This window comes from Flavobacterium sp. IMCC34852 (assembly GCF_030643905.1).
GTDB lineage: Bacteria > Bacteroidota > Bacteroidia > Flavobacteriales > Flavobacteriaceae > Flavobacterium > Flavobacterium rivulicola.
This window is the reverse complement of the sequence record NZ_CP121446.1, coordinates 3,121,385-3,134,066: the sequence shown is the minus strand read 5'-3', so window position 1 is coordinate 3,134,066 and position 12,682 is coordinate 3,121,385. Positions and strand designations below refer to the sequence as shown.

General features: G+C 36.1%; 10 protein-coding genes. 6 read left to right on the top strand and 4 right to left on the bottom strand.

Translation table 11 applies throughout. The features are described from left to right. Positions 1-17: 17 nt before the first annotated feature. The 3 genes from P7V56_RS13585 to lysS form a co-directional block, all read right to left on the bottom strand. Positions 18-347 (bottom strand): hypothetical protein, encoded by a 330-nt coding sequence (locus P7V56_RS13585; protein WP_171222188.1) that lies wholly within the window; start codon positions 345-347, stop codon positions 18-20. Between the two features lie 68 nt (positions 348-415). After that, positions 416-853, bottom strand: a complete 438-nt coding sequence (locus tag P7V56_RS13580) for a DUF4890 domain-containing protein (RefSeq protein ID WP_171222189.1) — start codon at positions 851-853, stop codon at positions 416-418. Between the two features lie 104 nt (positions 854-957). Beyond that, a complete protein-coding gene (gene lysS, locus P7V56_RS13575) occupies positions 958-2,649 on the bottom strand; it encodes a lysine--tRNA ligase (protein ID WP_171222190.1) in 1,692 nt (563 codons plus the stop codon). Between the two features lie 177 nt (positions 2,650-2,826). Between lysS and P7V56_RS13570 the strand changes: the two genes are divergently transcribed. Together P7V56_RS13570 and lipB are read left to right on the top strand one after the other, a co-directional pair. Then, entirely contained in the window at positions 2,827-3,669 is an 843-nt protein-coding gene (locus tag P7V56_RS13570) for a hypothetical protein (protein ID WP_171222191.1), read from the top strand. Then, a complete protein-coding gene (gene lipB / locus P7V56_RS13565) occupies positions 3,669-4,385 on the top strand; it encodes a lipoyl(octanoyl) transferase LipB (RefSeq protein WP_171222192.1) in 717 nt (238 codons plus the stop codon). The genes P7V56_RS13570 and lipB overlap by 1 nt, the downstream gene beginning before the upstream one ends. On the opposite strand, the gene rnhB is transcribed toward lipB, so the two are convergent. Continuing rightward, complete coding sequence (rnhB, locus tag P7V56_RS13560; RefSeq protein WP_171222193.1) at positions 4,382-4,984, bottom strand: ribonuclease HII; 603 nt, start codon at positions 4,982-4,984, stop codon at positions 4,382-4,384. The two genes, lipB and rnhB, sit on opposite strands and share 4 nt — an antisense overlap. Before the next feature lie 187 nt (positions 4,985-5,171). On the opposite strand from rnhB, the gene P7V56_RS13555 reads away from it, so the two are divergent. The 4 genes from P7V56_RS13555 (at position 5,172) to P7V56_RS13540 (ending at position 12,618) form a co-directional block, all read left to right on the top strand. Next, on the top strand, positions 5,172-8,243 hold the full coding sequence (locus tag P7V56_RS13555; protein WP_171222194.1) for a SusC/RagA family TonB-linked outer membrane protein: 3,072 nt from the start codon (positions 5,172-5,174) through the stop codon (positions 8,241-8,243). 20 nt (positions 8,244-8,263) lie between these two features. Continuing rightward, positions 8,264-9,802 carry a RagB/SusD family nutrient uptake outer membrane protein gene (locus P7V56_RS13550; protein ID WP_171222195.1) on the top strand — a complete coding sequence of 513 codons (1,539 nt, stop codon included), beginning with the start codon at positions 8,264-8,266 and terminating at the stop codon, positions 9,800-9,802. Positions 9,803-9,813: 11 nt separating this feature from the next. Continuing rightward, positions 9,814-10,629, top strand: a complete 816-nt coding sequence (locus P7V56_RS13545) for a hypothetical protein (protein WP_171222196.1) — start codon at positions 9,814-9,816, stop codon at positions 10,627-10,629. 84 nt (positions 10,630-10,713) lie between these two features. Next, positions 10,714-12,618, top strand: coding sequence for a S8 family serine peptidase (locus P7V56_RS13540; RefSeq protein WP_171222197.1), 1,905 nt, complete (start codon positions 10,714-10,716; stop codon positions 12,616-12,618). Positions 12,619-12,682: the final 64 nt, after the last annotated feature.

The window sequence follows — 12,682 nt, the reverse complement described above, 5'->3', positions numbered from 1 at the left end:
TTTCTATATAATCTTAATTAGTTAAGTAACTTCTTCAGTAAGTCAGGATTTTTATCTAATTTTTCCATTTGTACACCATCTAAAGAAGCTCTGATTTTGGCTTCTATCACTCTGTTCAATTCCGCTTTTCTCTCAGCAGTTAAAGTTTTGTCTTCTAGAGTTTTGTGTTTTAATTCAAACAATCTGTAAAAATCATCACTTTGAGTTGCGCTTAATCCCAAGAATTGGGTTAATTCAACAGCATCTTTTTTCCCTTTTTCAGAGGCGGTCAATTCTTTTTTGTCTTGTGCATTTGCATTTATTGAAAATGCCAACATTAATGTTAAAGCAGCAATTAATTTTTTCATTTTTTAGTTTTTTAGAAGGATAATGACTCCAAAACTAATTTATTTTGATGTAATCTCAAAATTTATTTTTATTTATCCTCATTAATGGGCTCTAATTTTCCTTTACCTCTTTGTTCCTTCATTCTTTCTTTTACTTTCGCTTTCTTTTCCTCACGGCTTTTTTCCCATTTGGCAAATTGATCCGGAGTAAGGATTTTTTTCATATCAGCCTCTAAAGCAGCTTGGTTTTCTTTTGCTTGCGCTAATCTTTCGGCTCTCGCTTGCTCCTTTTTTTTATCCATCTCGGCTTTTTTGGCTTCTCTTTTCTCAACTTCTTTGGTCACTATCGTGCGAACTTCTTTAGCTTGGGTTTCGTTTAAGTTCAAGTCCTTGGTCATTTTTTTGACTTGAAAATCAACTTTTTGTTCTGTAGTCAATTTTTCCCCATCCATTCTTTTTCCTTTTTTTTCTTGTGCCAAAGCGGTTATCCCAACCAACAACAATAAGGCTAAAAATACTTTCTTCATTTTTTGATTTTTTAAAGTTATGCCGATAGGACTACGAGGTTTAAAAAAGGTTTAAAGAGCGACAGGTTTTATAAAAAAAGGAACTCAATTGAGTTCCTTTTGTATTAGTTCAAAACCACGGTTTTGTTATCGCCGTCTACAACGACTTTAGTTAACCCGTGTTTGGCTAGACCTTTCATTGCAGCATCCCATTTTTTACCGCTCAATTGGGATTGCTCTTTTAATTGTGCCAAAGCTTGGCTGTTTTCTTTTTTTAGCAAACCGATGATTAATTTTTCATCTTCAGTCAAATCCAATTGTTTTTTCTCGGGGCGCATTTGCGGGAAGAATAATACTTCTTGTATGGAAGCATTGTTGGTTAAAAACATGATTAGTCGGTCCATTCCAATTCCCATTCCTGAAGTTGGTGGCATACCATATTCTAACGCTCTTAAAAAGTCGTTGTCTATAAACTGAGTAGCTTCATCGTCACCGCGTTCGGCTAATTTCAACTGGGCTTCAAAACGCTCTCGTTGGTCAATAGGATCGTTTAATTCCGAATAGGCGTTGGCGATTTCTTTTCCGCAAACCATCAATTCAAATCTTTCCGTTAATTCCGGATTGTCTCGGTGTTCTTTGCAAAGCGGTGACATTTCTTTTGGATAATCGGTGATGAAAGTGGGTTGGATAAAATTGCCTTCACATTTGGCCCCGAAAATCTCATCGATTAATTTGCCTTTCCCCATGGTTTCATCTACTTCGATGCCCATTCCTCTGGCTGCCGCAAAAATTTCCGCTTCACTTTTACCCGAAATATCAAAACCTGTAAATTGTTTAATGGCATCGGTCATCGTAACTCTGGCATAAGGTGCTTTGAAATTGACTTTGTGTTCACCAAAGGTAGCTTCGGTTGTGCCGTTAACTTCTATAGCGCAATATTCCAATAAGTTTTCGGCAAATTCCATCATCCAATTGTAATCTTTATAGGAAACATAAATTTCCATAGCGGTAAATTCCGGATTGTGCGTTCGGTCCATGCCTTCATTTCTGAAGTTTTTGGAGAATTCATACACGCCATCAAAACCACCTACGATTAATCTCTTCAAATACAATTCGTTGGCAATTCTCATGTATAGAGGAATGTCTAAACTATTGTGGTGCGTAATAAACGGACGTGCTGCAGCACCACCGGCAATAGATTGCAATACCGGAGTTTCTACTTCCATATAACCGGCTGCGTTAAAAAAGTTACGCATCGCCGTGAACAATTTAGTTCTTTTGATAAATACTTCTTTGACTTGAGGGTTAACCACCAAATCCACATAACGCATTCGGTAACGCAATTCAGCATCGTTAAAAGCGTCGTGAATTTTACCTTCTTCATCTACTTTCGGAAGCGGTAACGGACGCAACGTTTTGCTCAAGAAAGTGAATTTGTCTACTCTTACTGATTTTTCCCCAACTTTAGTCAAAAACAATTCGCCTTCAACACCAATAAAATCGCCCAAGTCGGTCAATTTTCTGAAAACTTGCGTGTATAAAGTTTTGTCTTCACCCGGACAAAGCATGTCGCGGTTAAAATACAATTGAATTCTTCCTTCACTGTCTTGCAACTCTACAAAGGAAGCTTTTCCCATATCTCTGTCACTCATTATACGACCGGCCAAAACCACCTTCTTTCCTTCTTCGAAGTTTTCCTTAACCTGCTTTGACGTATGGTCAACGGGAAATAAATTCGCCGGATAAGGGTTGATACCTAATTCGCGCAAGGCGTTAAGTTTTTCTCTTCTGATGATTTCTTGTTCCGAAAGTTGCATATCATATTGTATTTAAGCGTGCAAAGATATAGATAAGTGGTAAAGTTTCAAAGCAGCAAAGTGGCAAAGTGTTTTATTTTTGGAGCGAATGGTTCGGGCTTTATCGGCAGACCGTTTTCCCGCTTTGCAATCGGGGCTAATTGGTAAATCATTTGTATCTTTGGCAAAATTAATTTTATGAAGTATTTCAAACTTTTATGTCTTGTTGTGACGGTCCTTTGTTTACAAAGCTGTAAGATAACAGAAACTTTATTGGTCAACGAAGACGGTTCGGGTAAGTTCAATTACGAAATGGACGCGTCTCCATTAATGGAAATGGGAGGTGGTGATTTCGGCGCATCTGATGACAGTAAGTCTAAAAGAAAAAAAAGAAAAGGCAATGCTGAAGCTGCCGAAAAGAAGATGATTGACAGTACTTTTATGTTTAAGGAATTATTTGCCGATAAGCAAGACAGTATAGCCAAGCTTTCCCCTGAAGAGCAGGAACGATTCAGAAAAATGGAAAACTTTGGGATTAGGATTTTAATGAATGAAGATGCCAAGCAGATGTCGTATTCGCTTTTCTCTAATTTCAAAAGTATTGAAGAGTTAAAAGACATGACTTCTCCGGTAAAGACACTCAAAGAATCCGGAATTGCTCCTAATAAAGGAATGACTGATGCAGCAAAACCTGAGGCGCAGGAAAGTTCTTCAACCACTTATTTTTACGATGGTAAAACATTCAAAAAAATAGTTTCCGAACTTGAGTCAAAAGAGATTGAAAAACAAGTTGAAGAAGAGATTTCTACAACCACAGCGGAAAGCGAAAGCCAAGAATTGGATCAGATGGCAGAGGCCATGAAAGAGTTGTTGGGAAAATCAAGTTACAAAGTGGTTTATACTTTTGCCAAGCCTGTAAAAAAGGTTTCCATTCCCAATGCGGTTTTGAGCGAAGATAAAAAAACGGTAACTGTTGATTATCTTTTTGAAGACTACATGAAAAAGCCAAAGCTATTGGATATTGAAATTGAATTTGAGTAATGAATAAAAAAATCCAACTACAAGATTTAGGCAACAAAGATTACAAGGCAACTTGGGATTATCAGGAAACGCTTTTCAAAGAAATTGTAGAGATCAAATTGTTGAAAAGAGCCAAGCCTGAATTGGTTACCCCAAATTATTTCTTGTTTGTTGAGCATCCGCATGTTTACACTTTGGGGAAAAGCGGTGATATGTCAAATCTACTACTTTCTGAAAAACAGCTAGAGGCTAAAGGAGCTACTTTTTACAAAATTAATCGTGGCGGTGACATCACTTATCACGGTCCGGGTCAAATTGTAGGGTATCCTATATTAGATTTAGAAAATTTCTTTACCGATATTCATAAATATTTACGCTTCCTTGAGGAAGTGATTATCCTTACATTAGCAGAGTATAATATAATAGGTGCAAGAAGTGAAGGCGAAACAGGAGTGTGGTTAGATGTTGGTACTCCCTTTGCTCGAAAAATTTGCGCCATGGGTGTCCGCGCCAGCCGATGGGTAACCATGCATGGTTTTGCTTTAAATGTCAATGCTAATTTGGGTTATTTTGACAATATCATTCCTTGTGGTATAAAAGGTAAAGCCGTTACTTCACTCCATGTCGAATTAGGGAAGACCATAGACGAGGAAGAAGTGAAGTCGAAAATCGTCAAGCATTTTCAAATGCTTTTTGAAGCAGAGTTTATAAAGAATGCTTCACTTGTTGATTTTTAATCAAAATCTAATTTTAGTTGTTCCGGTAATAATCGGAAAGATACTCGGTGGTATTTACTTACGCCATATTTTCTTATGGCTTCTCTGTGTTCAAGGGTCGGGTAGCCTTTGTTTTTCTTCCAATTGTACATCGGGAACTCTTCATGTATAGTGTCCATATATTCATCTCGATAAGTTTTGGCTAATACAGAAGCGGCAGCAATACTCAAATATTTACTGTCTCCTTTTATAATGGTAGAGAAGGGGATGTCGTTTACAGGTTTGAATCGGTTTCCGTCTACTATAATATAATTAGGTAAAGGATTTAGTTTAAGTATCGATTCTTGCATGGCTCTGATTGAAGCGTTCAAGACATTAATTTCATCTACCACTTTATGATCAAGATGCGTAACGCTAAAACTTACTGCATGTGCTTCAATCAGAGGTTTTAATTTTTCTCTAATTTTTTCAGAAAGCTGTTTGGAGTCATTAAGTAATTCCAATTTAAAATCAGGTGGTAAGATTACGGCGGCTGCAGTGACCGGGCCGGCCAAACAACCTCTCCCGGCTTCATCTGTGCCGCATTCAAAACTAAAATCGGTGAACTTATTTCTTAACATTAGATTTTTTTTATAAAAATATTAAAATTGACGCAACCAAATTAAGTATTCGTATCATTATTACAATTAGTTATAAATTTCACCCAAATATTTAACACTTGTGCAATTTTATAAATAGTGGTTAATATTTGGTTAATTAAGAAATAATTAAGAAGTTTGCAAAATAACTAACTCAAATAAAATTAATATGAGATCGAAGTTCAAATGGATTTTTACGCTTTTATTGGCGTTTACAATGCAGTTCTCGTTTGCACAAGAGAAAACTGTAACTGGAGTTGTTTCAGATGCTACTGGACCACTTCCTAGTGCGAATATTATTGTAAAAGGGACAAAAAACAGTACCCAAACTGATTTTGATGGTAAATTCTCTATCAAAGCAAAACCGGGTGATGTTTTAGTAATTTCCTTCACAGGTTACAATTCGCAGTCAATTAATGTAACTGCGGCCAACAATTACAATGTTACTTTATCCGAAGGGGTAAGTTTAACAGAAGTTGTGATTGTTTCTGAGGGTTACAACCGTGCCAGAACAAAAGCAACTACCACTTCTGCTTTAACAACTGTTACTGCTGAAGTAATTGAAAACAGACCGAATGCGTCTTTCTTGAATTCATTACAAGGAACAGCACCGGGAGCTTCAATCTTGTCATCTTCGGGTTCACCGGGTTCTGCTAAGATTGATTTATTGATTAGAGGAGCTTCTTCTTTGAATGCGTCTACTGATCCGCTTATCGTAATTGATGGTGTACCAACTAATGGTAACCAATTCAGAAGTCTTAACCAAAATGATATTGAAACAGTATCTATTTTGAGAGATGCTGCTGCAACATCTATCTACGGAAACAGAGGTGCGAATGGTGTTTTGGTAATTACTACAAAACAAGGTAAATACGGTTCGGCTCTTAAAATAACCTATGATGTTGTCAACGGAGTTAACATCCTTCCTAAAAACAAATACAATATGTCAAACTCAAGACAAGTTTTGACTATTGAGAAAAATAAAAATACCGGTCTTGGAGCTACATTAACAGATCAACAAATTGCTGATTATGCTGTTAATACCAACTGGAGAGACGAATTCTTTGGAGTTGATGTTACGCAACAACACAATTTAGGATTGACTTTTGGTGGTGAAAATATCTCTACTTATTCTTCTTTTGGATATTTCAAACAAGGAGGAATGGTACCTACTACAGATTTCCAAAGATTTACTTTCAGAAATAACTTGAATGGTAAATCTAAAAACGGGAAATTTACTTATAACTCTCAATTGTCTTTGGCTTACTCTAGAAGAAATGAGTTAAACCAAGAGACCAATGATGGTGTGAACAATAATACTATCCAAAATCCACTTCATGGTAGTGTAATGGGATTGCCTTATGTTGCGGCAAATCAATTTGCTACAGGTCAAGATTTATACGATGCTATCGGAACTGACTTCTCAGGTCCAAACGATACTTACGTATTGGAAGATATCTTAAAAGAAAACAGTTTACCAAGTTGGGCTGACGAAAGTGCCGTATTGGCAAACATTTCAGCATCATACAAATTGACTAACGACTTAACTTTGTCAAATAAATTCGGTATCGATTTTAAACAAGGAGATAGAGTTTTCGCAAGAGCTCCATGGTCATATTTAGCGATCGCTGTTAGAGAAAGTAGAGCTGAAGAGTTTGGAGGTTTTGAAAGAACTTCTAGTTCAAAAGATTTTACTTTTACAAATATCGTTAGTTTAGGTTACTCTAAAAAAATCAAAGAGAAACACAGAATTGATGCTAATATTTACATGGAGTACATGAAAGCTCACTTTAGAGGTACTTCTCAAACTCAAAACGGTTTGAACCCATTGACTTATGCTCCTGGAGCTGGTACAGGTTACATTGCTTTCAACCCTGCAACTCCTAACTCTTATATTTCAACTGTTTCTGCTAATAAAATTGATGCAGGTACTTTGTCTTATTTTGCTACTTTAGATTATGATTACAATGACAAATATGGTTTTGCTGCAGTAATCAGAAGAGATGCTACTTACCGTTTTGTTGATGATTACAAATGGGGTACTTTCTGGTCATTATCAGGAAGATGGAATCTTGACAAAGAGAAATTTATGGAAGGTTCTATTTTCTCTATGTTGAAATTACGTGCTTCTTACGGAACACAAGGTAACCAAAACATTTTGGCACCGGGTTATGGAACAAACCCATTATTGTTGGGAACTAGTATCGTAAGAGATTTAAATGCTACTGGTGCTGGATACAACAATGATCCTGGAATCTTTGTTTCTAACATTGCAAACACTGACTTAAGATGGGAAGAAATTTCTCAAGCTAACATTGGTCTTGACTTCATTATGTTGAACAACAGAATTGAAGGTAATATCGATGTGTACAGAAAACAAACGGAGAAACTTTATAGCGACATTAACCGTTCGGCTGCTACCAGTATCTACTCTCAAAATGGTAACAATGGTGGTTTAAGAAATACTGGTGTTGAGTTGCAATTAAAATACAACGTATTCAAAAACAAACCGTTAGATTTACAGCTTTTCGCCAACATGGCTTACAACAAAAATGAAATTACTTCATTGACAGTTACTGACCAATCTGGTAATGCTTTAGTTAATCAAGTTGGTGACATGGCTTACCAATGGAATTTAATTCCTTATGTTGGAGTTAATCAAGCGAATGGTAATTTATTATTCTTAGACGCTGATGGTAACGTTACAGAAAATCCAGATTTAGTTGCTGATCGTAGATTAACCGGAAAAAGTTCAGTACCGGTTTATCAAGGTGGTTTTGGATTCAATGCTACTTACAAAGGATTCTTCTTAAATACTTTGTTCTCTTGGACAAAAGATGTATGGAGAGTTGATAACCAATTAGCATGGGCTTACAACGTTGATTTCATTGGAGACGATAACGTTTCTTCTGATATGTTAAACGCATGGACTGCACAAAATCCAACTAATTTCCCTGCTTTGAATGCTACAAATGGTTCAACTTATGGTTCAACTGCAACAGACAGATTCTTGTATGACTCTTCTTTCTTGAGATTTAAAAACTTAACTTTTGGTTATAATTTCCCTTCAAACTTCTTGAAAGGAACATTTATTCAAAGTTTACGTTTGTATGCTCAAGCTGAGAATTTATACACTTGGACAAAATGGAGAGGTTTTGACCCTGAAAACACACAAACGTTAAGTGTTACTGCTTTCCCTAATCCAAAGACTGTTTCTTTTGGAGCAAGCATCAGATTTTAATTTAAATAAAACATAATTTTATGAAAAGTATAAAGAGTTTAATAATAATTTTGGGTTTAATATTCTCGGTATCATCTTGTAATGATGCTACGGATATTGTTCAAGACGGTGAATTAGGTAATAATATTACTTTTAGAACCGTAAGCGACCTTTCTCAATTCCTTAACGGTTCGGTTTACTCGAGCTTAGGGAATACTAATGAAATCATGCTTTCTGCTTCTTTTACAGATGAGTGTGGTATTGGGCCAAATAATGGAGGTCAAGAATTACAATTACACCGTTTTAACCTAAACCAAAGTACAGGTTATGTATCAGGTTTATGGATTGGTCATTACACCGTAATCAACAGAGCAAACAGATTGATTGAAGCTGCTGCTCTTGTTACTCCTGTAGTAAATGATGTTGTTGATGAAACAGCAGAATACAACTCTATCATTGCTGAAGCAAGAGCTATCAGAGCTTACTCTTATTTCCAATTATTGACTTATTTCTCAACTGATTTATCAGATGATAGTGCCTTGGGAGTAATGTTATTTGACTATGTTCCTGCTATTGATGAAAAATTGCCAAGATCTACTAATGGTGAAGTTTTTGCTTTAATCGAAAGTGATTTAGCTTTTGCTGATACTAATTTAGTTGACCGTTCAGGTGCTTCGGCTTACAAGTATGCTTCTAAAAACATGATCAATGCTTTAAGAGCAAGAATGTATTTGTACAGAAAAAACTATACTTTAGCTAAGCAGTATGCGCAAGCAGTACTTGATACTTCTGGGTTGACATTGACTCCGGCAACACCTTATGTTGCGGCTAATTTCTACAATGAAAATACAACGAGTAACCCATATAGAAGAATTTGGGCAGATTTAAGCCAAGGTGAAGTTTTATTTGCGCTTTCAAGACCTTCTGGTGGTGGTTGGGGTAATATTGCTGGGAATTTCTTTTTCAACACTACTTCTGCTACCGGTGGAGCTTTCCTAGATATGGGTAGAAATTTATTTAATGAATTGCGTGAAGTTAGTGGAGATATCCGTGGACTTGCTTTTGTTGATCCAACATCTTTAATTGATACAGGTTATTTAACTAATCCTGCTTACAACACTTCAGATGTTTTGGTAATTGATAAATATCCTGGAAAACCAACTCAACCATTGAGAAATGATATCAAAATTTTCAGATTGTCTGAAATGTATTTTATCCTAGCTGAGTGTGCTGTTGCTGAAAACCAATTAGGAATTGCGGCTGGTTACATCAAAAATATTCGTGATGCCAGAAACAGATTAGCTGCTCAACCATTACCTTCTTACGCTGACCAACAACAAGCTTGGGCAGATATCTTGAAAGAAAGAAGAAAAGAGTTTTGTTTTGAAGGATTCAGATATGTTGATATCAAACGTTTAGGAGTTTTAGCAGATAAGAGTATCGACAGAAATATTACTGACGATTTAATCTTAACATTGCCTACAACGATTTCAAATACTGATTATAGATTTACCTTACCAATTCCTCAAGACGAGTTAGCCGGTAATCCTACTATTCAACAAAATCCAGGATATAATTAAAAAAAGAAACTATGAAAAAAATTAAATTATTAAGTTTAGTAGCCCTTTTTTCGGCGGCAGCTTTTACAAGTTGTACGGATGATGACAAAGGCGAAAGAGTGTACAAAGGTGATGCTTTGTTAAATTTCCATAACGGTGTTTCAAAAGACGTTTTTGTTTTTTCAGGTACTGGTTTTACAGAGATTGACATCGATTACGGTGTTGTTAAAGCGGTAAGCGGAACCAATACTGTTACTATGGTTGTTGATACTGAAACTTCAACTGCTGTTGAAGGTGTAGATTTTACAATTATCAATGGTACTGATGAATTAGTAGATGGTGAAACAACAGGTCAATTCAAAGTAAGATTCCTAGAGGATGGTGCTGTTCAAACCGGAAAAGTGGTTAATTTTAAATTATCTTCTTCTTCTTTGGAAAGTGCAGTATTCAATAATACTTATACAGTTAATGTTAGCTTATCTTGTGATATCAGCGCATTTGTTGGAGATTTTGATGCTACTACATGGTGGTTAGGAACTTCAACTCATGCAGTTGCTGTAGGTCCTTCTGCAAACACTATTCAGATAAATGACTTCTGGGAAGATAATGCTTCTGCACCAAACTTTGTGTTGTCTTACAATGACTCATTTATTGTGACATTTGCAGAACAAAATACCGGTTATTTTGTGGCTCAATACAATGGTTACATCTGGGCTAGAATGTCAACCGATGCTTCTCAAGTATCTTCTTTCAACCCTTGTACAAGAACCATGACAGTATATGTAAATTACTATATTCCTGGTGTAGGTTCTTATGGAAACAAACAAGAAGTGTTTACTGGTATTTAATCCGATATCATTAAATTGAATATTTAAAAAAAAATCCTAACTTTGTTAGGATTTTTTGATTTATAAAATATATTACCAAAAGCTATGAAAAATATTATAAAAATTGCTTTTTTATTGATGATTACTTTTAACATCAGTTATTCGCAATCTTTTTCTCAAAGACAGGACATTATTAAACAAACTGATGTAGCCACTTTGAACCAATTGTCTCAGACATTTAGTTATGAATATCTGCAACGTAAAGAGAGAATTGATTCTTATTTGTTATCTCATCCGGAAGCCAAAAGGGTTTTGTATATTGACGGCGTTAAAAAAGAGATTTATGATGTAATCAATAATTCAGAAGTGATTTATTACACTACTTCAAATTTTAATGCTGCTCGTACCGCTCGTACTGATCGTATGTATTCAGGTGGAAGTTTGGGACTAAATATACAAGGACAAGGTATGTATGCTTATGTATGGGATGGTGGTTCTGCCAGAAATACCCATGTTGAATTTCCAAATAGTAAAGTGGTTAGTCTTGACGGTTCCGCTTTTGAAGATCACGCAACTCATGTTACCGGTACTATTGTAGCACAAGGAATAACTGCCAACCTAAGAGGACTAGCCTTCAATGCTAGTGCTTTTTCATTCGATTGGAATAATGATTACGCAGAAATGGCTGACCAAGCCGCTAACGGTATGTTGGTTTCTAACCATTCTTACTTTATTGGCGCTTCTCAAACTACTCCTTGGAATTTTGGGGCTTACGACTCCAGAGCAAGACAGTTGGATCAAGTTACTTATGCAGCTCCTTATTATTTAGCAGTTACTTCTGCCGGAAATGACAGAAGCGATTATAACGATCCGATAATTGGTCCATATCTGACTGAAAAATTCGGTTACAACTTGATTAGAGGAATGCATAATGCCAAAAATGTTATCACTGTTGGAGCCGTAAACCAAGTTTTAACTTATTCTGATCCAAGCAGTGTGGTTATGTCTTCTTTTAGTAGTTGGGGTCCAACAGATGACGGAAGAATTAAGCCTGAAATCGTTACCAAAGGGGTGTCTGTTAGATCTACTGTTGCCACTTCTGACACAGCCAATAGTGTAATGCAAGGAACTTCTATGGCATCGCCGGGAATTTCAGGAGTTTCATTATTGTTACAACAATATTACGAATCATTATTTGCTAACTATATGAGAGCTGCAACCCTAAAAGGTTTAATGATGCATACTGCAGATGAAGCCGGTTCTTATGACGGTCCGGATTATGAATATGGTTGGGGATTGGTAAATGCGGAAGCAGCTGCTACGGTCATTTTAAAACACCAACAGCAAAATGCAGTTATTTATGAACTTGAACTAACTAACGGACAAAGCTATACCCTTAATGTAGCTTCTTCAGGAACAAATCCATTGATGGCTTCTATATCTTGGGCTGATCCGGCTGCTGCTGCCAATACAACAAACGCTATTGATCCTACAACCTCTTACTTGGTAAACGATTTGGATTTAAGAGTTTCCAATGGAACTGAAACTTATTTTCCATGGACATTAAATCCGGCAGTTCCCTATGATGGTGCTGTTAGAAATGCAGATAACTTCAGAGATAATTTTGAAAAAGTTCAGGTGGATAATCCTAATGGTGTTTACACAATTACCGTTAGTCACAAAGGAACCTTATCAAATGCTCCTCAAAAGTATTCTTTGATTGTCTCTTCTTTGAATGATATTACATTGAATAACAACCAATTTGCTGCAACAGAGAATCAAATTATGGTTTATCCTAATCCGGCTTCAAATGTGCTGAATTTTGCCAGTCAAAGTTTAGCCGGTATCCAGGAAATATCCATTAGAGAAATAACCGGAAAAGAAGTATTTAACAGAGCTAATTCGGCTTCTGTAGGTGCAATTGACGTGTCTTCTTTAGCTTCCGGAGTTTACTTTGTTACGTTCAAATCCGATAACATAGTAACCACTAAAAAGTTTATTAAAGAGTAAACTTTTACTTTGGCATTATAAATTAAACCATCCTATACAACAGGATGGTTTTTTTATGATTTTA